We start from the raw sequence: 23,037 nt of genomic DNA, 5'->3' as shown, positions 1-23,037 counted from the left end.
CTTTCATGCGTCTGTTCCTGCGGAACATCATTGCCCTGTTCGCTCTGCTCGCCTCGTTCACGGTGGCGTCCACGACGGTGGTTCACGCCGTCCCGACGGGCGGGGTCGGCGTCCAGCTCGCGGATCCTTCGCGCGACCCGAGCTTCCCGGCGTGGGAGACCGAGATCGGCGGCACTGTCGCGCCGGGCACCGTCGTGACGCGACATGTCCGGGTCACGAACACCGGTTCCACGACCCAGACTGTCGACGTCTACGCCGGTGCCGCCTCGATGAGGAGGGGTGTGTTCACCGATCAGGGCCCGGGCAGCACCAACCGGCTCACGTCGTGGACGAGTCTGGACAAATCGAAAGTGACTCTGCCGGGCCTGGGGAACGCCGACGTGAAAGTGACCGTTCGAATTCCGGCAGATGCGCCCACCGGTGACCGCTCCGCGGTGATCTGGGCGCAACCGGCCACGGCCGGTGGCGGCGGGGTGGTGTCGACGTCGCGCGTGGGCGTCCGCATGAATTTCCGGGTGGGGCCGGGCGCCGGTACGACCGCGGACTTCGCGATCGACGGTCTGACGGCGGAACGCGATTCGGACGGCCAAGCCGTGATCGTCGCCGACATTCGCAACACCGGTGGCTGGGCCGTCGAGGTCGGCGGCGAAGTCACGCTCTCGGACGGGCCCGGCGGGCGGACTCTCGGTCCGGTGTGGGCCGACGAGACGATCGTCGCCGTCGGCGTCGCCGGGAAGGTTCGCTTCCGCGTCCCGAACAGTGCCGAGCTGCCGGCCGGCCCGTGGACGGCGCACGTCTCGCTCGGGAGCGGCCCGGTCGAGCGTCAGCACAGCACATCGGTCACCTTCCCGACGCCGGATGCGGGCGGCGGCGGCTCGCTCGGCAGCCTGGGATCCTCCGACTCCCCGCTGATGTGGGTCGGTGTCGCCGGTGCTGCCGCCGCGGCCATCGGTGCCATCGGCTGGACGGTGTTGCAGCAGCAGAATGCGCCACTCGTCCGGTAGTCCGCGGATCCCTGTGACGACTGCCACGGACGGGGTAGGTTGTGTGTAACTCGAAATCTACTCACCAGTAGGAGTAAGAAAATGCCTGCTCCGTCCGCGGCGACGTTCGCCCGCCTCGCCGATCTCATCGCCATCCCGGATGCCGCCGACCGCGCGACGCGACCGGTTGTCGAGGCCTTCACCGGGCGGGAACTCGCGACCGTTCCGGTCGGTACTGCGGCCGACGCGCTCGCCGCGGTCGAACGGGCTCGCGTCGCGCAGAAGGCGTGGGAGAAGAGGTCGCCGGTCGAGCGTGCCGAGATCTTCCTCCGCTACCGCGACCTCGTGCTCGAGCACAAGAACGCGCTCATGGACATGGCGCAGGCCGAGACCGGCAAGTCCCGCGCGTCCGCGCAGGAGGAGGTCCTCGACATTGCGATGACCTCCCGCTACTACGCGCGCCTCGCTCCGAAGCTGCTGCGCCCCAAGCGTGTCCAGGGCATGCTCCCGGGACTGACCAAGACCGTCGTGCGGCACCACGCCAAGGGGGTCGTCGGCGTCATCTCGCCGTGGAACTACCCGATGACGCTCGCGGTATCCGATGCGATCGCCGCGCTGCTCGCCGGCAACGCCGTCGTCATCAAGCCGGACAGCCAGACGCCGTACTGCGCGCTCGCGTGTGCCGAACTGCTGTACCAGGCGGGTCTGCCCCGCGAACTGTTCGCCGTCGTGCCCGGCCCCGGCTCCGTCGTCGGGACCGCGCTGGTCGAGAACACCGATTACCTGATGTTCACCGGGTCCACCGCTACGGGCCGGCTGCTCGCCGAGCAGGCGGGCCGCCGGCTCATCGGCTTCTCTGCCGAACTGGGCGGGAAGAATCCGATGATCGTCACGAAGGGCGCGAACCTGCGCGCGGTTACCGATGCCGCGGTCCGCGCGTGCTTCTCGAACTCCGGTCAGCTGTGCATCTCGGTGGAGCGCATGTACGTCGAGGAGGCGATCGCTCCCGAATTCATCCGCATGTTCGGTGAGCGGGTGCGGAACATGAGTCTGGCGCCGGGCTACGAGTTCGGTATCGAGATGGGAAGCCTGGTCTCCGAGGCACAGGTCAAGGCCGTGTCCGGACACGTCGACGACGCGGTTGCCAAGGGCGCCACCGTCGTTGCGGGTGGCAAGGCCCGCCCGGATCTCGGCCCGCTGTTCTACGAACCGACCGTGCTCACCGGCGTGACAGACGAGATGGAGTGCTACGCGAACGAGACGTTCGGCCCGCTCGTGTCGATCTATCCGGTCGCCGACGTCGCGGAGGCGATCCGTCGCGCCAACGACACCGAGTACGGACTCAACGCGAGCGTGTGGGCGGCCAGTCACGCCGAGGGCGAGGCCATCGCAGCCCGCGTCATGGCCGGGACGGTCAATGTCGACGAGGGTTACGGCCCCACGTGGGGGAGTACCGCCGCGCCGATGGGCGGCATGGGCGTGTCCGGTGTCGGACGCCGGCACGGCGCCGAGGGCTTGCTCAAGTACACCGAGGCGCAGACCGTCGCGACCACACGCGTCGTCAATCTCGGTGGTCCACGGTGGCTTCCGGCAAAGCTGTGGGCCAAGCTGCTGCCGCCGTTCATCAAGGCGATGAAGTACGTGCCGGGTCGCTGACGCACCCCTTTTCCGCGCCGTCGGCGGTGTCGATAGTTCGTTAGACACGCGTAGGACCTGATGGTTTCCATTTCGACCCGTTAGTCTCTTTCTCGTGAAAGAAGCCGCATGGGTGCGTCGGGCACTCGTGGTCGAGGACCAGCCGCTGATGCGTGTGCTGGTCGCCGACGCCCTCCGGCATGCCGGCTTCGAGGTGCACCCTCGCCCGTCCGCAGCGTCCGCGCTCGCCGACCTCGACGAGATCGACCCCGACGTGCTGGTCACCGACATCGACCTGGGTGCGCGGCCCAACGGCATGGAGATGGCGATGATCGTCCACGCCCGGGCGCCGCACTGCGCGACGGTGTTCCTCACGAACTATCCGCGCGCGGGAATCGCTCCGGGCGAGGGCGTTCCGGTGGGTTCGGTGTTCCTCGACAAGGTGTCCCTCGAGTCCGTCGAGGACCTGGTGGCGGCGGTGGAATCCGCGTTGGCGGACAAGCCGCTGCCGCCGGGGCCCACCCGCGACGACAACCCGGACGCGGTTCTCGACCGGTTGACGCGCACCCAGCTCGACGTGCTCAGGTGCATCGCGCTCGGGTGGTCCAACGCCGAGATCGCACGACGTCGCGGCTCGAGCGTGCGCAGCGTCGAGAAGATGGTCACGCGCACGTTCGATGCGCTCGGCGTGAACCACAGCCCCGAGCTGAATCCGCGGGTCGCCGCGGCCCAGCTGTACGTTCGCCGCTTCGGGATGCCCGCGGAGATCGGTTGACCCGCCGTCTCTCCTGGCTGATGCGGATCGGCGGCAACTCGGCCGCAACCCGGTGGTCGTGGATCCTGACGGCCCCGTTCGCGGTGACGGTGATGGGCAGCTACATCTCCGCGCGTGGTCCCAAGGACTGGCCGATGAACTTCAGCGTCGCGGTCGTCGTGCATCTGATCCTGGGCGTCGGTCTGCTGGTCGCCTGGCTGACGGTGCTGCGCCCCGATCGGACCCGCCCGCGTCCGGCCGTGGCGCTGGCCGTGTTCGCCGCGCTCGGGGCGTCGCGACCCTTCCTGCTCGACGTGTTGCTGGCTGCCCAGGGCTTTCCCACCGATCCGCGGCACATCGGCGTGCGGCTGATCATCAACGTCACCACGGCGGTGATCGCGTTGTCGCTCATAGCGATCCTCGTGGATTCGGTGCGTCAGCACGACGCGGCGGTGCGGCGGCTGCGGACCGCTCGCGCGGCGCTCGACGAACAGCGGCGTGTCGACGAGGAATACCTCGCCGGGTTGGCGCGCCGGTGTGCGGACGATCTGTCCGTTCGGATCGACGCCGCTCTCGCGACCACGGACCACGGCACCATCGACAGTGAGCGAGGCGCCCGGCTCCTGCGCGGTATTTCCGAGGACATCGTCCGGCCGATGAGCCACGCGCTGTTCGACGACGCCACCCCGCTACCGAATCCCGTCGTCGCGGTGCCGACGCTCGCGTGGCGCGAACGCTGGCGTGGGGTGGTGCAGTCGGTACGTCCGGCCCCGCTGGCGCTGCCGATCCTGCTCTACATGGTCGTCATCCTGACGTTCCTCGTGACCAGCTACGGCGTCCGTGAAACAGTCCTGCAGGTCACCACCGGGATCGCGATCTGCGTGTCCTGCAACTGGATCGTGGCACGTGCCGCGTCCCGCATCCGCGGTGCGGGCCGACGCATCGCGGTCATGGCCCTCGGCTACAGCCTGGCCGCCGCCGCCACGGCGGGAACCTTCTGGTTGATTCTCGGTGGCAGAGGATTTCCACCGGCGTTCGCGGTCCCGGGTGTCGCGTTCTATCCGTTCGCGGCAATGGCGATGTGCCTGATCGCCGCCTCGAACGAACGGCGCGCACTGGAAGAACAGCAACTCGCGGACGCGCTGGGGGAACAGAGCCGACTCACCGCCGAGGTGCACTCGCAGGTGATCGCGGCCCGACGACGACTGGCGCACGTGCTGCACTCGTCGGTGCAGGGCGAACTGGTGGCAGCCGCGCTGGCGATGCGCGGCGCCCCACGAGCCGGCGGCGTCGCGGTCGGCGATCTCATCGAGCGCGTCCTGCGCCAGATCGGCGACGACGGGTCGCGGTCCGCCGTCCCGAGAGCCGATGCCGAGCAGCAGATCACCGAGTTGATCGGCATGTGGTCGACCGCGGTTCCCGTCCGGACCGACATCGACGCACAGGTATGGCCGCTGCTGTCGGGCAACCCGATGCGACTCGAGAACGCCGTCGACGTCCTGTCCGAGGGGTTCACCAATGCGATCCGGCACGGTACCGGTGGGGCCCTGCACCTACAGATGGCCGTCGACCCCCGCTCCTCGGTGATCTGCATCGGCATCCGCTCGCCCGGTCGGGTCGTTCGTGATCGTGGTGAGGGGCTGGGGCTGGCGACGCTGTCCAGCAGGGTCGGGTCGGCCGAACTCGTGGAGGAGCCCGGGTCGGTGCTGCTCTCGGTGCGTCTCGCCTGAGCCCTGACCGCCCGTTTTCGGGCCCGTTGTCGGGTTCCGATGGGCGGGTTGTCGCAATACCCGAACATCGACCGTGACCGGTGAGTAGCGGTTCCTATCGTTCGTTTCGGATGCCGGCGGATATCCCGCCCGGCTGAGTACCAGCCTCGGCATCCGCGTGAACGTGAAGGACGTGATGCCGGTATGGGAAACGCAGTGACGCACCTGGTTCCAGTCGGAATCGAGATGATCGTCAGCCCCACTCCATTCGCTGCTCTCATCGCGATCTTGCTCTCCGCCCGGGCCAAGGCGAACGCCGCGATCTTCACCGCGACGGGCATCACCGCCACCGCAGTTCTCATCGGGATCACCGCGTTCACCACCGAGGCGAGCGCCGAGCACATCGGGCGCAGCGCCCACCGGACCCAGCTCGTTTTCGCGTTGACCGTCGGTCTCGTCTTCGTGGTGCTGGCCGCACTCAGCTGGCGGAGCCGGCCGCCCAAGGGCGTAGTCGCGGCGATGCCGTCGTGGATGGCTCGGATCGACACCATGCGGGGCGGCCAGGCGGCAGTGCTGGGCGTCGCGATCGCCGTCGTCAATGCGAAGAACCTGCCACTCGAGCTCAAGGCCGGAGCCCTCATCGCCGAGGCGAATATGGCTCCCGCCCAGGTGGTGCTGCTGACAGTCGGCGTCGCCCTGCTCGGCGGAGTCGGGCTCATCGCGCTGTCGATCCTGGCGGCGGTGCCGTCGAAGCGTGTCGCGGCCGCGCTCGGCGTCGTGAAGAACGAACTGATCCAGCACAACGCCGCCATCATGACCGTCGTCTTCGCGCTGCTGGCCGGCGTACAAGTGGCGCACGTCGTCACCGCGCTCGTCGTACTCGCGTGACATTTCTCGAAACCCGAGTTCAACCAAGCGATTCGAAGGAGCAACTCCCATGACTCTCATCGCTCCCGCCACCACCGTGGTCGAAACCACCTACGGACCGGTACGCGGAACCACCGACGGACCCGTCGACGTGTGGAAGGGAATCAGCTACGCAGCCGCTCCCACCGGCAAGCGCCGCTTCGCCGCACCGGTGGCCCCCAGGCCGTGGACCGAGGTGTTCGACGCCGACCGGTTCGGGCCCGTGGGACCGCAGAGCGCGATGCCCGGCATGTCGCTCGGCGAGGATGTCCGTCAGGACGAGGACTGCCTGTCCCTCAACGTGTGGTCGCCGGGAACCCCGGGCGACCGCAAGCCGGTGATGGTGTGGATCCACGGGGGAGCGTACTTCCGTGGCGCGTCGAGCCAGCCGGTGTACGACGGCCGGGCGCTCGCCGAGAACGGTGACGTCGTGGTCGTCACGATCAACTACCGACTGGGCGCGTTCGGCTTCGTCGACTTCTCGTCGTTGAGCACCGACCGACACCGCTTCGACACCAACGTCGCGATGCAGGACATGATCGCTGCGCTGCGCTGGGTGCAGGTCAACATCGCGGCGTTCGGCGGCGACCCCGACTGCGTCACGGTGTTCGGGGAGTCGGCCGGAGGCGGCGCGGTGACCACGCTGATGACGATGCCGTCGGCACGCGGGCTGTTCCATCGCGCGATCGCCGAGAGCTCGCCGGCAACGTCGGTCTACAACCAGGAGCGGGCCGCACACGTGGCCCGGACGTTCCTCGAAATCCTCGGTGGAGCAGACGATCCCGTCGAACGCCTGCTCACCGCGAGCACCGACGAACTGCTGGCGGCGTCGGACGAGCTGTTCTCGCGCATCCCCTCCGACACTCCCGGGACGCTCGCGTTCGGTCCGGTGGTGGACGGCGACCTGCTGCCCGACTACCCGGTGAACTCGTACTGGAACGGCACCGCGCTCCGGGTTCCGCTGCTGATCGGCACCAACAAGGACGAGGCATCGCTGTTCAAGCTGATGAAGTCGCCGCTGATGCCGCTCGACCCGGACGTCATTCGCGGGATGTTCGCGGAGATCGCGGCCGAGCACCCGGACGTGGAGTTCCCCGACCAGGCCCGCATCGAGTCGGCGTACTCGGGACTGGCCACCAAGAGCGATGCGATGGGGCTGACCCGGGACTTCGGGTTCCGGCTGCCGACGCTGTGGATCGTGGAGGCGCACAGCCGGTACGCCCCGACGTGGCTGTACCGCTTCGACTACGCGACCCCGATGCTCAAGGCGCTCAAGATCGGTGCCACCCATGCCACCGAGTTGCCGTACGTGTTCGGCAACATCGCGCACGGACCCAAGGAGGTCACCTACCTGCTCGGCGGTCTGTCGACGGGGCGGAAGGTGTCGGAGCGGATGCAGCGCCGGTGGCTGGCCTTCGCCAAGTCGGCGGTGCCGACCGGCGCCCCGGGCGAGCCCGCGTGGAACGCGTACGACCGTGACGGCCGGGCCACCCTGCTGATCGACAAGCACGACACGGTGGTGCCGGATCTCGACGGTCCGCTGCGCGCCGCGTGGGGCGAGCAGGTCATCGCGTTCGCGTGATCCACGGCGGCGTGTGCCCGAAAATCGTCCGAAAGATGGAAATGCCCGGATCGCGGGCGAATTCACGCCGCGGGCATCCGTTGTCTCTGGTGCAATCGCGGTAGCGTCGTCACGAGACGCGCCACCCGAAGAAAGGCGCAGACATGACCGTGGAATCGCCCGACACCGAACCGCAGGTGGGACGCCGGGAGTGGATCGGCCTCGGCGTCCTCGCCGCCGGCCTGTCGCTGATCGTCGTCGACGGCACCATCGTCAACGTCTCGCTGCCGGTCATCATCGACGAGTTGGGTCTCGACCTCACCGATGCCCAGTGGATCAACAGCATCTACTCGGTGGTGTTCGCGGCGCTGCTGCTCACCGCCGGCCGACTCGGTGACCGGCTCGGCCGACGGTTGCTGTTCATCGTCGGCGTCGTCGTCTTCATCGGCGGCAGCCTCATGGCGGCGGCATCGGACTCGTCGACGGCGCTGATCGTGGCCCGTGTCGTGCAGGGTGTCGGTGGTGCGCTGGTACTGCCGTGCACGCTGTCGACCGTCAACGCCACGTTCCGGGGACGCGACCGCGCCATCGCGTTCGGGGTGTGGGGCGCGGTGATCTCGGGCATGGCCGCGGTGGGACCGCTGCTCGGCGGCTGGCTGACGACGTCGTTCACGTGGCCGTGGATCTTCCTCGTGAACGTGCCGATCGGCATCCTCGTCATCATCGGCGCCGTGCTCACGGTCCCCGAGACCCGCGCGAAGATCACGGTGCCCGGCCTCGACGTGGTGGGCCTGCTGCTCAGCGCAATCGGTTTCGGCGCGTTGATCTTCGCGCTCATCGAGGGCCAGACCATCGGGTGGTGGATGCCGATCGCCGACCTGAACGTCTTCGGGGCGACCTGGTCGAAGACCGCGCCGATCTCGGCCACCCCGGTGATGGCCGCGGTGGGCGTCCTCGCGTTGGTGGGATTCGTGGTCTGGGAGCGGCACCGGGCCCGGATCGCGCACTCGGCGATCCTCGATCTGGGACTGTTCCGCTTCCACACGTTCAGCTGGGGCAACTTCACCGCGATGGCCGTCGCGATCGGTGAGTTCGGTCTGTTGCTCGTCCTGCCGCTGTTCCTGGTCAACGCGTTCGGGCTCAGCACTCTCGGCGCCGGATACGTGCTCGCCGTCATGGCCGCCGGCGCGTTCGCCTCGGGTGCCGCCGCCCGGCACGTGACCGCGAAGTTCGGGGCCCCGCGCACCGTCATGCTCGGCCTGGCGCTCGAGGTGATCGGCGTGCTCGCGTTCGCGCTGTACCTGCGTCCGTCGTCGTCGGCGTGGCTGCTGGCGCTGCTGCTCGCGATCTACGGGCTGGGGCTGGGTCTCGCGTCGGCCCAGCTGACCGGCACCGTTCTCGTCGACATCCCGACGGCGGAGTCGGGGCAGGGGTCGGCAACCCAGAGCACCGTCCGGCAGTTGGGTGCCGCGCTGGGCACCGCGATCCTCGGCACCGTGCTGTCGCTCGGCTTGGCGCACAGTCTCTCGGACCGGCTCGAGCCGGTTCCCCTGCCGCCACAGGTGGAATCTCAGTTGGCCGACAGCACCCGCGACTCGGCGGGTGGCACCATTCCTGCCATCCGCGAGCAGGGCGACCACGGACGTCTCGGCCCGGCCGGACCCGAGACCGCCGACGCCCTGTCCGACGGCTTCGCGGACGCCACCCGCTGGTCGCTGTTCGTCGCCGCCGGCTTCCTCGCCGCGGGCCTGGTGACCGCCACCCAGTTGCAGCCGCGCCGCCGCGAGGATTCCGCGGCCACGGCGTAGGCGGCGGGTCTCGGGCACACAGGGCCCTCGACACGGCGCGGGTCAGTCGTCGGTGGGCGGCAGTATCCGCCACAGCACCAGGATCGCGGCAACACCGATCGCGCACGCCACCCCGAACGCGGTCGCCATCACGAGCGATCCCGTGAGTGTGAGGGTGGTCGCGAGGACGACCAGCGCCGCGACGGCGACTCCGATCGTCTGAACCGTCCGCGCCGGCCGGCGCTCGGGCCGTTCCGGCACTACGTGCGGGCGGTGCGCCGCCGGGTCATCGCCATCGCCATGCCCGCGGCGCCCAGTACGACGACCACGGCCCCGACGATGACGTTCGACAAGATCATTCCCGTGCTCGTGCTCACCCCGGACACCAGCCACGGCGACACGATCAACCACACCCCCAGAAGCGGTGCGACGAAGGTGATCCCGTGCGTTCGTCCGTACGTGGTCGCGTATCCGGCGGCCAGCAGCGCCACCGCGAGTCCGCAGATGAGGTTGCTCATCATCAGCGATGTCTGCCCGCTGAAACCGACGATCCACGACGACGCCGCCGCGTAGAGACCGGCCAGCACCATCAACCCCTCGGCCACCTGGAGGGCAGGGCCCTCGCCGAGTTCGTCGTAGCTGTTCCGGAGCGCCACGATGTCCGGGTGGGTTTCCATCGACATGTTCGGTGTGATCGACATGGCGAATCATCTCCTCGGCCTGTTCGACCTGTGTACTTCGACAGTAATTGCCGCGCCGCGCCGCGTACAGGGCCTTTCAGGTACCCGCCGAGAACCTGCGATGGCGGGCCGCGTCGGCGCGTTCGGTGCTGATGGCGTCGACCAGGCGGGTCAGGCGTCCGAACGTCGGGCCCATGCGCCGCGGACGGTGGAGGACGGCGTCACAGATGACCCGGCCGGCCTCGTCGGGACTGAGCGCCGAGGCCTTCAGGTACTGCGCGTTGGGTGCGATCATCGCCGTCCGCACCAGCGGCATGTACACCGCCGTGAAAGTGATGTTCTGGTCCAGGGTTTCGGCCTGGAACGACGTCGAGACCTCGTCGAGTGCGGCCTTCGACGCCACGTACGCGGAATAGCCCGGACCGCCGAACAGATTCGCCGCCGACAGGATGTTGATCACCTGCCCGAAGCGCCGTTCCCGCATCCCCGGCAGCACTGCGAGCATCAGCCGCACCGCCGCAAAGTAGTTGAGCGCCATAGTGCGTTCGAAGTCGTGTGCGCGGTCGTAGGACTGTTCGAGGGACCGCCGGATGGACCGGCCGGCGTTGTTGACGAGGATGTCGACGCCGCCGTGCTCGTCGAGCACTCGCCGGATCATCGCGTCGGCAGCTTCCGCATCGTTGAGATCGCACGAGTACGCGAACGCCTTTCCGCCGCGTGCCGTGACGGCGTCGACAACTTCCTGCAATTCGGGCTCCCGACGGGCCACGAGAAGCACGGTGGCGCCCGCGGCGCCCAGGTCGATCGCGGCCGAGCGGCCGATGCCCGACGACGCCCCCGTGACGAGGACGCGGCGTCCGGCGACGGCCTCGGCGAGCGTGCCCCGTCGCCGGCGCGGGAACGGCCCCCGGGTGTCGAGTGCATGCTTGGCCTGGAACCACCACCCCGTCGACGTCACGATGTCGGATACTAGTGCGGCGGTGACTCCTCGAATACGAAAACGATCGGAGTCCTTGCCCGACAAGTACATCACCGAAACCGTGCGTTCCCGCCCTAGGGTGCGGCGTCACGGAACGAACGCTTCGAGGCGAGTCGACGGCGATCTCCGCAAATGTTTGTTCTTCCTGCTGGACACTTGACCAACTGTCGAGTATTAATAGTCGACCACCCGAATCGGGCCGTTCGGTTCGATTCGGTCAGTAGCTCATCTCTGCTGACCCCGAACGCCCCGAAGAGGAACCATGCGCAAAGTAACGCTTCTCGCTGCCGGCTTAGCCGCAGCTGCCGGACTCTTGGTCCCGGCCGCCGCCGCGAACGCAGCCAACGACGCCAGCACCACCGTCAATTTCTCCATCCTCGGCACCGAGGGGGGCGGTCTGTCCGTCACCGTCGCCGGTGGGCTCGGCACTGTCACCCCCGCCGCCGGCAAGGCCAGCGGTCTACTGACCCTCGTCTCGGTCAGTGACGGCCGCAACCAGGCGCCGCGCGGATGGGTCGCCAGCGCCTCCTCGACGGACTTCGTGGGGTCCAACCAGACGATCCCGAAGAGCGCGGTCACCTACTCTGCGTCGTCGCCCGCGGGCAAGGTGGGGCCGGGCACTCTCGCGTCCACCGGCGCGCAGACGTTGGACGAGCCGAAGACGGTTGTCAGCCGGACCGGACTGACCTGGCCGCTCGAGGTCGCCACTTGGAGCCCGACTCTCACCGTCAACTACCCGGACGGCGCAGCCCTCGGCAGTTACTCCGGCACCATCACCATCTCGGTCGCTTAAAGCGACCGGCCCCCATCGGCCGGGGACGCGTGCAGCGTCCCCGGCCGTTCGGCCAGAAAGTGATCCATGCGTTCCCTCCCCGCGCTGCGCAACCTCCTCGCGTTCCTGGTCGCCTTTCTCGTCGCGATCGGCGCTCCCGCGTCCGCTCTCGCTGCCCCGGATCAGCCCGCGGGCGGTACCGCGGGCGGGTCGATCGGCATCCGCCTGCTCGATGCGCCGGTGGCCCTCAAGGACGATCCCCGAGCGTTGCGGTACATCGTCGACAACCTCCCGCCGGGGGCCACCATCACCCGACATGTGATGGTGTCCAACGACACCGGTGCACCCGCAACGATCGACGTCTATGCCGGCGCCGCACGTGTCGCCGACGGCGCGTTCACGCTGGGGGAGCCCGGCGAGACCAATGCCCTGACGTCGTGGATCTCCGTCGATCGCCCGTCGGTGGAACTCGCCTCCGGCGAGCAGGCGGAGGTGGCCGTGACGATCGCCGTCCCGAAGGATGCGCCAGAGGTCGAGCAGTACGCGGTGATCTGGGCGTCGCACAAGGCTCCGGCCTCCAACGGCATCACCAACGAATCACGCGTAGGTGTGCGCGTCTACCTGTCGGTGGGCCCGGGCAACGGGCCGCCGGCCGACTTCACCATCTCCAGCCTCACCCCGCGGCGCGGGGCCGACGGTCTCGCATCCGTCGTCGCCCAGGTCACCAACACCGGTGGTCGCGCGGTCGATCTCGCCGGCACCCTGAACCTCTCGGGTGGCCCCGGCGGCCTGTCCGCCGGTCCCATCGACAGCGCGGTCGCGACCATCGCGCCCGGTGAGGACGGCGAGGTCGTGATCGGCGTGCCCGACAGCACCGCCCTGCCTGCCGGCCCCTGGACAGCCGCCGTCAAGCTCGAAAGCGGCATCATCAAGCACGACCTGTCGGCCGCGGTCACCTTCCCGGACGAGGGCGACGGCGACTCGGTCGGCGCGTCCGACTCGATGTCGTGGTTGCTGATCACCGGTGTCGTCGTCGCGGTGCTCGCCGTCGCGGGAGCCGGTGCCTACCTGACGATGCGGAAGCGTCGTCTCTCGGGAACGGATCAGTAGTCATGTGGCACAACAGGATGCCTCGCATCGTTCGTCTGTCCCTCGCGGCCACCGGCGTGCTGGTGATCGCCGGCGCGCCCACCGCAGCCGCCGCGCCGTCCGGTGCAACGTCGGAGGCTGAGGTGACGTCGACCTCGGTGGTCCCGACCACGACCACGACAACCGCAGCGCCGCCGACGACCCCCGAGCGGTACGTTTCCCGGCGCGATTCCGAGGAAAGCACCCCGGCGTCCACGACGACGAGCGCGCCCACCACGACGACTGCGTCTCCGGAACTGTCGAGCCCGACGACCACGACACAGTCGAGCGGTCCCGGCAAGTTCGCGGCGGCAGCCGGCCGCGCGGGACTGTCGATCACCGTCGCCGGGAAGTGGGCCACCGTGGTCCCCGGTGCGAAGAGCGCGAACGGCACGCTCACACTGATTTCCGTGAACTCCACCGGCGGTGTGGCAGGCTCACCGGTCGCCTGGACGGCGACCGCGTCGTCGACCGATTTCGTCGGCACCAACGGCACGATCCCCAAGAGTGCCGTCACCTACGAGGCGACCGCCATCGCCGGCAACGTCGGCGGTTCGACCTCGACTCCGAGGCAGACTCTCGACAGCCCGAAGACCGTCGTGGACCGCACGGGCAGTATCTGGCCGTCGGAGACGGTCACCTGGACCCCGGCGCTTCGGGTCGACTACCCCGACGGTGCCGCGGTCGGCAGCTACACGGGAACGATCACGATCTCGGTCGCCTGACTGCGACCGGTCAGGCGGTAGTCGCGAGGGCCGCGGCGAGCCCGAATGCGACGGCCATCGCGACGGACTCGCCGACCGCCCGGCGCAGTGACGCGTCGGCGTTCATCCGGTGCGCGGCAGCGGGGGCGACCCATGTGCGACGCAGCCACCATCCGGCCGTGAGCAGCGCGACGAGGACCACGACCTTGGCGAGCACCACCCGGCCGTACCCGGTGGTGACGAGCGGGGCCACACCGCCGAGCCGGACGGCAGCGTTCACGACGCCGGTCGCCGCGAGCACCCAGACGCACCGCCACGCGATCGTCGAGTAGCGGGGGAGCAGGCTCGCCCACGCGCCTCGGGAACGGGCCGTCAGGGCCAGCGCGGTGAGCATCCCGAACCAGGTGGCCGCGGCGAGGACATGTGCGGCGTCGAGCAGCGAACCGAGGGTCTGCTGCGACATGTGCCCGCCGATGGGGCGGGCGACGAGGGCCAGGCCCGCGAGCGCCAGCACCGGCGCGGCCGGCCACGGCAGGCTTCGCCGGTAGGCGATCGCCGCGACCAGTGCCACCAGCGCCGTGCAGGCAACAGTGGCGGCGCCGAGACGTCCGGCGTTGACCAGCCGGACGAAGTCGACGACGGTGCCCGGTGCCACCGCGAACCGGGAACGGCCCTCCGTCTCGGCGGCCTCGAGGACCACCAACACGACCTCGGCGACAGTCCATGCGCCGGCGGCCGCGGCGGTGCTCTGCCACAGCAGTGCGCGGTCGAGCGCGGGACGGCGCTCGTCGCGCTGCAGCCACAGCCATCCGGCGAGCCCGAAGACCGTCGCGCCGAGGCCCACCGCGAGCACGCGGACCGCGGCGGTGGGGGACGGCCCGTCCGGGCTCGCGAGCAGCCACGCGAGCGCCACCCCGAGCAGCGCGGTGGGGACGGCGAACAGCAGCCAGGTGCGACCGATGCTCGCCGTCCTCATTCAGCGGGTCAGTTCTCGCCGCGCGGCTTGCGCAGGGCGAACCACAGGCCGCCGCCGAACACCAGCACCGCGGCGACGACGATCACCCAGATCATCAGGTTCGGGCCGGAGTCGTCACTACTGCTGCCGTCGGTCTGCCCGCCCACCTGGGGGCCCGGCGTCCCCGTGCCGTCCTGCGTGAGCGTGAACGTCTGCGTGCCGCTGACGGGATGCCCGTCGGCCGACGTGACGCGGTAGGCGATCGTGTAGACGCCGGCCGGGCCGAGACCCTCGAGCGGGACGCTGACCGTGTCGCCCTGGACCGTCGGATCGCCCTTGGACCACAGGGCGCGGTCCTCGCCGGGGCCGACGACCGTGAGCGTCGCGAACTTGGCCTGCAGCGCTTCGTTGAACGTGAGGCTCACCCGGTCCGGGGCGGCCGCGATCTCGGAGCCGTTCGCGGGGGTACTGGCGATCACCGCGGAGTGCGCGGACGCCGTGCCGGCGCCGAGCAGCGTCGCGAGCATCGCGACGAAACCGATCGCGACGATGCGTAGACGTTGGATCAGTCGGGGACTCATGAGCGGCGACTCCGGACCGTCGCGCCGATCCCCAGGGCTGCGCCCAGCGCACCGAGCACCAGGCCGATGCCACCGAGCCAGCGCGCGGTGGTGTCGGTGTTGTGGGTGGTCTCGGCGGCGTCGGCGGCGTCGGCGGTGACGGCCGTGTCGACCGCGGCGTGCGCCTGGCCGCCGCCGCTGCCCGCGGCGAGCGTCAGGCTCGGGGCCGGCTTGTCCGGTTCGGCGCCGTCGGCGCCGGGCTTCTGGTCCCAGTTGACGACGTTGCCGTCGGTGTAGGTCTGGACCGCCGGGAACTCCACCTCGCCCTGTTCGGGCAACGGTCCCGCGGACAGCACGAACTGCTGGAACTGGCCGGGGCCCACGCTCACTCCGGGGTCGGCCGTCCACGTCACCGACGTCGCGACGCCCGACGGGTCCTTCTGGACCGTCGACTGCCAGCCCGGCATCGGCTCGGTGCGGGCCGACTTCAGCCCGGGCAACTGCACGGTGAGGGCGGTGGTGCCGGCGGTCGCGGACTCGGTGGGGACGCGGAAGGTCAGGACGGAGTAGCCGCCCTGCTCGGCGCCGGGGGCGGCGACGGAGACGTGCGCGGAGGCCACGCCGGTGGCCAGCAGCAGCGCGCTGCCGGCGGCGCCCACCGTGAGGAGGGCGCGCGTGAGGATTCTCTTCATTTCTTCGGGTGTCTTTTCTGTGCGGAGGTACCGGTTCGCGGGTCAGGCGAACAGCGGCGGTCCGCGCCGGGACAGCCCGGTGGCGAGCACGGTCAGGCGCGCCGCGCGGCGGTCGAGCGGCCGCGGACGAGCAGAAAGCGTCGATTGGACGCCGAGGGTGGGCGGTGTCAGGACCGTCCGGATCACGCGAGTGACCGGTCCGTACAACCGTTCGGCGCCGAGGATCAGGCCCGCGCACACGACGGTCGCCGCGGCGTGCGCGGCGAGCATCGCGGTGGCCGGCGTCCCGGCATGGACGTGGCTGTCGGACACCAGCGTGAGCGTGAGGTGCCCCGCGCCCTGGCCCGCCGCGAGCGCCGCGAGTAGCGCGACACGGCTGCGACCGAGGACGGGAATCCCGCCGACGGTGGCACCGACCGCGGCGCACGAGGCCAGCAGCAGCGTCAGGGCCGCGGAACCGGGAAACCCGCCGCCGGCGATGCCGTGCGCGGCGACGGCCAGCGCCGCCGCCAGCGCGCCCACCGCGCCGCCACGAAGCGCGGCGGTCGGGGCGGGGCGGCGGGTGGACACGGTGGCCGGGGGCTTCTTCGGCTAGCGGACGCCGAGGCGGGCGAGGATGTCGGCCTCGACGCCGTCGAGCTCGGTGGAGATGGCGTGGTGCGCCTGCTTGCGGCGGGCGGGCGGCATCTGCTCGGAGGCGTGGACGGCGGTGCCGAGGTCGGTGAGGCGGCCACGGATCGCGGTCGCGAACTGTTGCGTCTCCGCGTCACCGGGATGCCGGGCGACGATCTCGTCGACCGACTTCTCGGCACCGGCGATGCGGGCGCTGAGCTTGGCGCCGTGGCCGGTGTACTCGCCGAGCTGGTCGACGGCGATGCCCATGCGCTGCGCGCGCTGCGCGTCGAGCTGGCCGCGCAGTGCCGTCGCGCCGCGGTAGGCGAGCGGCACCACGACCGGGGCGAGCAGGCGGGCGACACCCATGTAGCGGCGCAGCTGCGCGACGCTCAGGCCCGTCTCGGCGGACTTGACCGCGGCCTTCTCCTGAGCCTTCAGCGTCGAGATCTGGGCCTTGTCGACCTTCTTCCGAGCCTTCTGCTGGGCCTTCGAATCCGACCGGTGCTTCTTGCGGTCGTTCTTCGCGCCCAGCTTGGCCTCGAGCTTCGCCTTGTGCTTGAGCGCCTTCGCCTCGGCCTTGCGCGTGGCGCGCCGCTTACGTTTTGTGAACAACCCCACTGGAAAGGCCCCTCCATCTGGTGTTTCGGCGCGGCGGCGGACTGTCTCACAGCTTATCTGTGTTTGTTTAGGCTCCGCCGCTTTCGGCTTTACCCTAGGTGAGCACATAATCTTCCACATCGTGTGTTCCCCGAACGGCCCGCGTGACGGCGCCCCCGTGCTTCTCGAGCCCGGTGCGCTGACCCGGTGTCGCCACCGCGTCCATCTCGATGCCTCCTACCCCGACCTGCTGGCGGCGGCTCCCGAGAACACCGGAGTCAAGCAGCGTCAGGAGGCGGCGGCCGCGCAGCGCGAGGCGGTCCGCGTCCGGCTCATGGACGCCGACCCGGGCGCGTGGGTGCGGATCGCCCCCGACGGACCGGCCGGGCAGCGCGCCCGAGCCACCCTCGAGGCGTGCCGGGCCGGGGCCGAGAAGATCTGGGGCGCAGTGCTGCCCTCCGAGCGGGACACCGGCCGGCGCGGGCGCGTCGAGATCCTGCTGCGCGATGCCGACCGCGGCGGCTACATCCCCGTCATCGTCGTCAACCACAAGGTCACCGACCCGGGCACCGGCGCCACCACGACCGGCCTGTTCGAGTGGGCCCCGAAGGTCGACGAGAAGCGGAAGGTCCGCGCCCAGTTGCGCGACCAGATGCGGCTCGCCCAGGTGCATCGGATGCTCGAGCGGCACGATCTGGCGAGCCCGGCTCTGCTCGGCGGTGCGATCGGCTACGGCGCCGACTGCGTGCTCGTGCACGACCTGTCCACCGTCCTCGGGGACTACGACGAGCGCTTCGCCGACCGGATCGCCGTCGCCCGCGGCGAGATCGAGACGGTGCCGTCGCAGATCGGCGAGTGCCGCTCGTGCCCGTGGTGGACCGGCTGCCGGGAGAAGCTCGAGGCGGCCCACGACGTCTCGCTGGTGGCGTCGGGATCGCGCGCCGACGCACTGCGCGAGCGTGGGGTGCGCACCATCGAGCAACTCGCCGCGTGGGAGGGCGATGCGCCGGAGGACTGGCCGCACACGTCGTTCCACGACACCCTCGTCACCGCGAAGGCGTGGATCGCGAAGGCGCCGTTGGTACGCCGGCATCAGATGGTGACCGTGACCCGGGCCGATGTCGAGGTGGACGTCGACATGGAGAGCTACCAGGAGCACGGTGCCTACCTGTGGGGCACGTTGCTCAACGTCGCCGGAACGTCTGTGTATCGCCCGTTCGTGAGTTGGGACCCGGTGCCCACCGTCGACGAGGCGCGCTCGTTCGCAGAGTTCTGGACGTGGCTCATGGCCGAGCGGGCCGGCGCTGCGGCCGTCGGCAAAACCTTTGCCGCCTACTGCTATTCGCGTTCCGCCGAGGACAAGTGGCTGCTCGACTCGGCCCGCCGTTTCGCCGGCGCCCCGGGCATCCCCACCGTCGCCGCGATCCGCGAGTTCATCGACAGCCCGCAGTGGGTGGACATCTACCAGGCCGTCGGCGAGAACTTCGTATGCCCGAACGGCAAGGGGCTCAAGAAGATCGCCCCGGTGGCCGGCTTCCATTGGCGCGACGCGGAGGCCAACGGCGAGGCGTCCATGAGCTGGTACCGCGAGGCCGTCGGCTACGACGGCGACCCCGATCTCACCCAGCGCCAGCGGCTCCTCGAGTACAACGAGGACGACGTCATCGCCACCAAGGTGCTGCGCGAGTGGATGAGTGAGCGGGCGGTCTCCGAGATCCCGCACGAGTCGGAGTTGTAGACGCCTCCCGTCCTCCCCGCCCCGTCACCCGCCCGTCTCCCCGCCCGACCCCGCGTTTTGCGCACTTATCGCGCGTTTCGTGCCCCCGACCCCGCGTTTCGCGCACTTGTCGCGGCGGGTGGGGGCCTCGCGATGAGTTCTCCGCGGGGCCCGGGTCTGTACCTGTGACAGCACCCCACGAGACGGGAGACCTCCATGACCGCCCAGCTGCCCACCGCCGAACTCGACCGCCGCTTCAGTGACGAGTCCGCACCGCCCTCCACGTGGGCGCAGGTGACGGCCACGCTCGACGCCGCCGAGGTGTTCTGGCTGTCCACCGTGCGCGCCGACGGCCGACCGCACGTGACGCCGCTGATCGCGGTCCGGGTCGACGATCGCATGCACTTCTGCACCGGTCCGGACGAGCAGAAGGCGCGCAACCTCTCCGGATCCGACGCGATCGTGCTGACGACGGGGTCGAGCGCACTCGGATCCGGACTGGACGTCGTCATCGAGGGGCGGGCGGTACGGATCTCGGATCCGGCGTCGCTGACCGGCGTCGCCGACGCGTACCGCGCGAAGTACGGGCCGGACTGGAGCTTCGACGTCGTGGGCGGGCGGTTCGTCAACACCGTCGGTGGACCGGCCACGGTGTTCCGCATCGAACCGTCCACGGTTCTGGCGTTCGCGAAAGGTGTCTACGCGCAGACGCGTTGGCGGTTCTGACCGCCTTGCGGCCTCGGGCTCCTACCGCGGTGCCATGCGCAGCGCGCCGTCCATACGGATGGTCTCGCCGTTGAGGTAGTCGTGCTCGGCGAGGAACTGCGCCAACTGGGCGTACTCGTCGGGCTTGCCGAGCCGGGACGGGAACGGGATGCCGGCCTCGAGGTTCTTGCGGTATTCGTCGGTGACCCCCGCGAGCATCGGGGTGTCGATGGTGCCGGGGGCGATGGTGTTGACGCGGATGCCGACCTGCGCGAGGTCGCGCGCTGCGGTGATCGTCATGGCGTGCACACCGCCCTTCGACGCCGTGTACGCGATCTGCCCGATCTGCCCCTCGAACGCCGCGACCGACGCGGTGTTGATGACGATGCCGCGCTGGCCGGAGTTGTCCACGGTGGGCAGGTGCTGCATCGCGTTGGCCGCCAGGCGCATCACGTTGAACGTGCCCAGCAGGTTGACGGTGATCACGGTGCGGAACAACTCGAGGTCGTGCGGGCCGTTCTTCGACAGGATGCGGCCGGCCCAGCCGACGCCGGCGCAGTTGACGACGGTGCGCAGCGGAACCTTGGACGCGGTGATCTGATCGATCGCCGCCTGCACCTCGGCCTCGCTCGTCACATCGGTAGGAATGAACGTGACACCGGCCGGTGCGTTGTCGCCCGCACGCTCGATGGACTGGGCCAGGTCCAGGCCGAACACGGTGGCACCCGCGTCGGCGAAGCGCTTGGCGGTGGCGGCCCCCAGCCCGGAGGCTGCGCCGGTGATCAGTGCCGCGGTTCCCTGGATTTCCACTGCGGTTCCCCTTCGCTCCGGGTCGACCCACGGTCGGCCGTGTGATCTGCACCATAACGTGGTCGCGGGGCGTCGCCCGGGTGTGCGCGCCGATCCGCGGGAAATCCTCCGACCGGGGAGGTCACTGTTGTGCGCGTCGGGCGGCACGGACCGCCTTGCCCGCAGCGCTCTTGATGCATGCGAGTTCGGGTCGGGAGAAATCGAGGTGGTGGGCCGACCGCATCCAGGCGTAAAGGTCCGCTGCTGCTCGATGATGGCCCAGTTGCGTGTAGCCGGCCGCCAGGTCGAATGCGGACTTGCGGCCCCGCTCCGCGACCGCGGTGTCGGGGGCAGCGGAGGCGATGTCCAGGACCAGTCGATGGACGCCGGTCGCCTCCGGGAGGCGGCCCAGGCCCGACAGCAGCAGCGCCTTGTTGCGCAGGCACTTGACGCGGCGGAGCCGACGCCCGGGTGAATCGACGGAGCGCTCGTGGACAGCGAGTGCGTGGTCGTAGGCGGCGATTGCAGCGATGGGGTCGCCCAGATCGTCGATGAGAACGGCGCGGTTGTAGGCCGCCACCTCGCGGGCGTCCACGATGTCGCCGTCGGTCGATCGGTCGGCGAGCCGGTCGAGCGCTTCGTACGCCGCGATCGCCGCACGCTGGTCTCCCAACCGGCCGAGCGCGATGCCGAGGCGCAGGTGACCTCGCGCCTGCACCCGGCTCGCCCGGGTGTCGAGACCCGGACGGCGCAACGCGGCGCTGCGGGCGACGGCGACGAGCTCCTCCCACCGCCCGGCGTCGAGCAGAATCCCCCCGAGCACGTCCGTCGCCGCGAGCCCGAGCATGACGACGTTCGGGTCGGAGTCCGCCCCGGTGTCGGCGGCGACCGCTCTCAGCAGCGTCTCGGCATCTGCGCGCCGTCCCTCGTCGATGGCGTCGTCGGCTCGGAGCAGTCGCTCCCGCAATTCGCGATAGCGGGCCCCGCCGGCAGAGGTCGATCCGCCATCGACAGGGGACGAGATCGCGATGATCTTCTGATTCTCGACCGCAAGCTCCACGGTGTCGCGGAGGTCCGGATCGTCGCTGTTTCCGTAAGTCGTCACCAGGCCTTGCAGTAGGGCAGCCGCGACCTGCCTGTCGCCGCGTTCGGCGGCACGGGTCGACTCCAGGAGGCGTCGCCGCGCGTCCAGACGGCGGATGCGAACGTCGCGCTCGTCGGCGAAAAGACCAGCGAATCGCTCTAACGCGTGGTCGATCTCGTCTTTGCCCAGCTCGGGAGACTGCCACACCGAGAAGAGTGCGTTCGCGGCCCACAGGCGCACGTCCGGGTCGGAGACAGAGGCAGCGTCCTCGACGCACTCGCTGACGACACGTCGGGACGCGGCGAGATCGCCCGCCTCCCGCAGAAAGCGTCCTCGCCAATACATGGCTTGGGCGATGGCGGCCGGGATACCGGGTACGTCGATCGCGGGGGCGTATCGGGGCGGCATCTCCGCCAGGACGCGCAGAGCGTCGGCGCGTCGGCCGATGTCGCAGAGTCGCAGTGCCCGGTCGACGGTTGCCAACGCGAGCGGCACGACGAGACGCGCGTCGTGCGCATGCCGGCGGAAGCGTTCGTCGAGCTGCTCGTAGAGACGCACGGCGCTTTCGGGGTCCCCGAAGCGCGATGTCGTCTCGGCGACGCGTGCCGCCACACGAACGCGAGCGGGCGCCGTGGCCGCGTCGGTGTCGGAGGCGAACGCGTGGTCGGTGTGAACGAGGAGCCGATGCTCGGCAGGGGTTGTCGCGGCTGGCTCGCGAGTGCGCGTGAGCACCCACCACAGGATGGCCTCACGAGCGGGCGCGGACGGACAGGTGGCGTATCGGTCCACCAAGGTCGTGGTGTGCCGGGCGGCGACGAGGTCGCGCTCGGAGTCGGGGAGGCGGTCCAGCACACGGTCGAGATGTCGGGCCTGTTCGGACACGGTCTCGAAGTCCGCTTCGACGGGCAGGCCCAGGACGCGCAGGCCGTGCGCGATCGCCGTCGTCCCCGGCACACCGAGACCGATGTCGTGGTCGACAAGGCGTAGCGACGCCGCATGCACGAGCGGACGCGCCGACGGGAGAGACGCGGCTTCGTCGACGACCCGGCGCATCAGCGCGACAGCCGACTCGGGATCGTCTCCGCTGTCGTAACGGATGCGGGCGGCCTGATGGAGGGCCGCAACGCGGAGATGGCGCAACCGCTCGTCGGATTCCGACGTGAGAGTCAGCGCCAGCGTCTCGAGTCCGACCGCCACCCGACGGGGGGCCTGGCCCAGGCGTTCCTGCAGGACCGCCGCCGTGTACATGGCTTCCGCTCGTGCCTGCCGCACGCCGAGCGGTCGGGCGTTCCCATCGAGTCGTGACACGAGAGATTCCGCCGCGCGCATCACATCGACCAGCACCACGGCGTCGTCAGGTTCGTGCTGGTGGACCCACTCGATCGCCTCGAGTTCGGCGAACGCGCGCGCCTCCCGAACGGCGTCGGCGTCGAGGCCTTCCGTCAGTTCGTCCATTCTCGCGAGAAGGCGTTGGACGACGTCGCGCGGTTCGAGGGGCGCCTCCAACCGGACGAGCATGCCGGTCGCCTCCGCTATCGCAATCGCCTCGCCGTCATCGGTGGCTGCGCGTTGGGCGTCCAGCGTCAGCATCAGAATTCGGTGCGCGTGTTCCTGGTCGCCTGCCGCGAGCATTTCGCGGGCTCGACCCACCGCCTCACGAACCATTCTGGATCCCTCCCGGTGTCAGACACACAAGAACTCGGCGCTGGAGCACGTGGTCAGAAT

Annotated in this window: 22 protein-coding genes; 12 read left to right on the top strand and 10 right to left on the bottom strand. The window is 69.9% G+C overall.

Annotation, left to right across the window (positions count from 1 at the left end; translation table 11 throughout):
• Positions 1–5: 5 nt before the first annotated feature.
• The 7 genes from C8K36_RS16335 to C8K36_RS16305 all read left to right on the top strand — a co-directional run bounded on the left by C8K36_RS16335 (position 6) and on the right by C8K36_RS16305 (position 9,356).
• Positions 6–1,004, top strand: a complete 999-nt coding sequence (locus C8K36_RS16335; protein ID WP_107985576.1) for a hypothetical protein — start codon at positions 6–8, stop codon at positions 1,002–1,004.
• A 39-nt stretch (positions 1,005–1,043) separates the two neighbouring features.
• The gene (locus C8K36_RS16330) at positions 1,044–2,639 is read left to right on the top strand and encodes a succinic semialdehyde dehydrogenase (RefSeq protein WP_258195454.1); all 1,596 of its coding nucleotides are present in this window, start codon (positions 1,044–1,046) and stop codon (positions 2,637–2,639) included.
• 94 nt (positions 2,640–2,733) lie between these two features.
• Positions 2,734–3,393 (top strand): response regulator transcription factor, encoded by a 660-nt coding sequence (locus tag C8K36_RS16325; protein ID WP_258195453.1) that lies wholly within the window; start codon positions 2,734–2,736, stop codon positions 3,391–3,393.
• Positions 3,390–5,102 (top strand): hypothetical protein, encoded by a 1,713-nt coding sequence (locus C8K36_RS16320; RefSeq protein ID WP_107985574.1) that lies wholly within the window; start codon positions 3,390–3,392, stop codon positions 5,100–5,102. Before C8K36_RS16325 ends, C8K36_RS16320 begins: the two co-directional genes overlap by 4 nt.
• Positions 5,103–5,285: 183 nt before the next feature.
• Positions 5,286–5,969, top strand: a complete 684-nt coding sequence (locus tag C8K36_RS16315) for a GAP family protein (RefSeq protein WP_107985573.1) — start codon at positions 5,286–5,288, stop codon at positions 5,967–5,969.
• Between the two features lie 49 nt (positions 5,970–6,018).
• On the top strand, positions 6,019–7,569 hold the full coding sequence (locus tag C8K36_RS16310; protein ID WP_107985572.1) for a carboxylesterase/lipase family protein: 1,551 nt from the start codon (positions 6,019–6,021) through the stop codon (positions 7,567–7,569).
• A gap of 143 nt (positions 7,570–7,712) precedes the next feature.
• The gene (locus C8K36_RS16305; RefSeq protein WP_107985571.1) at positions 7,713–9,356 is read left to right on the top strand and encodes a DHA2 family efflux MFS transporter permease subunit; all 1,644 of its coding nucleotides are present in this window, start codon (positions 7,713–7,715) and stop codon (positions 9,354–9,356) included.
• A 42-nt stretch (positions 9,357–9,398) separates the two neighbouring features.
• On the opposite strand, the gene C8K36_RS16300 is transcribed toward C8K36_RS16305, so the two are convergent.
• From C8K36_RS16300 to C8K36_RS16290, 3 genes are all read right to left on the bottom strand, one after another.
• Complete coding sequence (locus C8K36_RS16300) at positions 9,399–9,596, bottom strand: hypothetical protein (protein ID WP_107985570.1); 198 nt, start codon at positions 9,594–9,596, stop codon at positions 9,399–9,401.
• Complete coding sequence (locus C8K36_RS16295; RefSeq protein ID WP_107985569.1) at positions 9,596–10,036, bottom strand: SPW repeat protein; 441 nt, start codon at positions 10,034–10,036, stop codon at positions 9,596–9,598. The genes C8K36_RS16300 and C8K36_RS16295 overlap by 1 nt, the downstream gene beginning before the upstream one ends.
• 76 nt (positions 10,037–10,112) lie before the next feature.
• The gene (locus tag C8K36_RS16290; protein WP_107985782.1) at positions 10,113–10,973 is read right to left on the bottom strand and encodes an SDR family NAD(P)-dependent oxidoreductase; all 861 of its coding nucleotides are present in this window, start codon (positions 10,971–10,973) and stop codon (positions 10,113–10,115) included.
• A gap of 283 nt (positions 10,974–11,256) precedes the next feature.
• Between C8K36_RS16290 and C8K36_RS16285 the strand changes: the two genes are divergently transcribed.
• From C8K36_RS16285 to C8K36_RS16275, 3 genes are all read left to right on the top strand, one after another.
• A complete protein-coding gene (locus C8K36_RS16285) occupies positions 11,257–11,787 on the top strand; it encodes a hypothetical protein (protein ID WP_107985568.1) in 531 nt (176 codons plus the stop codon).
• Positions 11,788–11,853: 66 nt separating this feature from the next.
• Positions 11,854–12,876, top strand: a complete 1,023-nt coding sequence (locus C8K36_RS16280; protein WP_258195452.1) for a DUF916 domain-containing protein — start codon at positions 11,854–11,856, stop codon at positions 12,874–12,876.
• A gap of 17 nt (positions 12,877–12,893) precedes the next feature.
• Entirely contained in the window at positions 12,894–13,619 is a 726-nt protein-coding gene (locus tag C8K36_RS16275) for a hypothetical protein (protein ID WP_258195451.1), read from the top strand.
• Between the two features lie 10 nt (positions 13,620–13,629).
• On the opposite strand, the gene C8K36_RS16270 is transcribed toward C8K36_RS16275, so the two are convergent.
• The 5 genes from C8K36_RS16270 to C8K36_RS16250 are packed head-to-tail and all read right to left on the bottom strand — an operon-like array spanning position 13,630 to position 17,038.
• Positions 13,630–14,574, bottom strand: a complete 945-nt coding sequence (locus C8K36_RS16270) for a CopD family protein (RefSeq protein WP_107985566.1) — start codon at positions 14,572–14,574, stop codon at positions 13,630–13,632.
• Between the two features lie 8 nt (positions 14,575–14,582).
• Entirely contained in the window at positions 14,583–15,134 is a 552-nt protein-coding gene (locus C8K36_RS16265; RefSeq protein WP_107985565.1) for a copper resistance CopC family protein, read from the bottom strand.
• On the bottom strand, positions 15,131–15,805 hold the full coding sequence (locus C8K36_RS16260; RefSeq protein ID WP_107985564.1) for a YcnI family protein: 675 nt from the start codon (positions 15,803–15,805) through the stop codon (positions 15,131–15,133). Before C8K36_RS16260 ends, C8K36_RS16265 begins: the two co-directional genes overlap by 4 nt.
• A 42-nt stretch (positions 15,806–15,847) precedes the next feature.
• Entirely contained in the window at positions 15,848–16,375 is a 528-nt protein-coding gene (locus tag C8K36_RS16255) for a hypothetical protein (protein WP_107985563.1), read from the bottom strand.
• Between the two features lie 21 nt (positions 16,376–16,396).
• On the bottom strand, positions 16,397–17,038 hold the full coding sequence (locus C8K36_RS16250) for a DUF6474 family protein (RefSeq protein ID WP_107985562.1): 642 nt from the start codon (positions 17,036–17,038) through the stop codon (positions 16,397–16,399).
• 121 nt (positions 17,039–17,159) lie between these two features.
• On the opposite strand from C8K36_RS16250, the gene C8K36_RS16245 reads away from it, so the two are divergent.
• On the top strand, positions 17,160–18,755 hold the full coding sequence (locus tag C8K36_RS16245) for a TM0106 family RecB-like putative nuclease (protein ID WP_107985561.1): 1,596 nt from the start codon (positions 17,160–17,162) through the stop codon (positions 18,753–18,755).
• 195 nt (positions 18,756–18,950) lie between these two features.
• Positions 18,951–19,460, top strand: coding sequence for a pyridoxamine 5'-phosphate oxidase family protein (locus C8K36_RS16240; RefSeq protein ID WP_107985560.1), 510 nt, complete (start codon positions 18,951–18,953; stop codon positions 19,458–19,460).
• Positions 19,461–19,481: 21 nt separating this feature from the next.
• On the opposite strand, the gene C8K36_RS16235 is transcribed toward C8K36_RS16240, so the two are convergent.
• Both C8K36_RS16235 and C8K36_RS24570 read right to left on the bottom strand, forming a co-directional pair.
• The gene (locus C8K36_RS16235; RefSeq protein ID WP_107985559.1) at positions 19,482–20,249 is read right to left on the bottom strand and encodes an SDR family NAD(P)-dependent oxidoreductase; all 768 of its coding nucleotides are present in this window, start codon (positions 20,247–20,249) and stop codon (positions 19,482–19,484) included.
• A 121-nt stretch (positions 20,250–20,370) separates the two neighbouring features.
• A complete protein-coding gene (locus tag C8K36_RS24570; protein WP_146176500.1) occupies positions 20,371–22,977 on the bottom strand; it encodes a hypothetical protein in 2,607 nt (868 codons plus the stop codon).
• Positions 22,978–23,037 lie beyond the last annotated feature (60 nt).

The organism is Rhodococcus sp. OK519 (assembly GCF_003051005.1).
Taxonomy (GTDB): domain Bacteria; phylum Actinomycetota; class Actinomycetes; order Mycobacteriales; family Mycobacteriaceae; genus Prescottella.
The sequence above is the reverse complement of the archived record's forward strand: the minus strand, read 5'-3'. Positions and strand labels throughout refer to the sequence as shown.

Bases quoted from the DNA above. Each gene is read 5' to 3' on its own strand.
- C8K36_RS16335 (WP_107985576.1), top strand. From the start codon at position 6: ATGCGTCTGTTCCTGCGGAACATCATTGCCCTGTTCGCTCTGCTCGCC.
- C8K36_RS16315 (WP_107985573.1), top strand. From the start codon at position 5,286: ATGGGAAACGCAGTGACGCACCTGGTTCCAGTCGGAATCGAGATGATC.
- C8K36_RS16310 (WP_107985572.1), top strand. From the start codon at position 6,019: ATGACTCTCATCGCTCCCGCCACCACCGTGGTCGAAACCACCTACGGA.
- C8K36_RS16305 (WP_107985571.1), top strand. From the start codon at position 7,713: ATGACCGTGGAATCGCCCGACACCGAACCGCAGGTGGGACGCCGGGAG.
- C8K36_RS16295 (WP_107985569.1), bottom strand. From the start codon at position 10,036: ATGTCGATCACACCGAACATGTCGATGGAAACCCACCCGGACATCGTG.
- C8K36_RS16285 (WP_107985568.1), top strand. From the start codon at position 11,257: ATGCGCAAAGTAACGCTTCTCGCTGCCGGCTTAGCCGCAGCTGCCGGA.
- C8K36_RS16280 (WP_258195452.1), top strand. From the start codon at position 11,854: ATGCGTTCCCTCCCCGCGCTGCGCAACCTCCTCGCGTTCCTGGTCGCC.
- C8K36_RS16275 (WP_258195451.1), top strand. From the start codon at position 12,894: ATGCCTCGCATCGTTCGTCTGTCCCTCGCGGCCACCGGCGTGCTGGTG.
- C8K36_RS16270 (WP_107985566.1), bottom strand. From the start codon at position 14,574: ATGAGGACGGCGAGCATCGGTCGCACCTGGCTGCTGTTCGCCGTCCCC.
- C8K36_RS16265 (WP_107985565.1), bottom strand. From the start codon at position 15,134: ATGAGTCCCCGACTGATCCAACGTCTACGCATCGTCGCGATCGGTTTC.
- C8K36_RS16260 (WP_107985564.1), bottom strand. From the start codon at position 15,805: ATGAAGAGAATCCTCACGCGCGCCCTCCTCACGGTGGGCGCCGCCGGC.
- C8K36_RS16240 (WP_107985560.1), top strand. From the start codon at position 18,951: ATGACCGCCCAGCTGCCCACCGCCGAACTCGACCGCCGCTTCAGTGAC.
- C8K36_RS24570 (WP_146176500.1), bottom strand. From the start codon at position 22,977: ATGGTTCGTGAGGCGGTGGGTCGAGCCCGCGAAATGCTCGCGGCAGGC.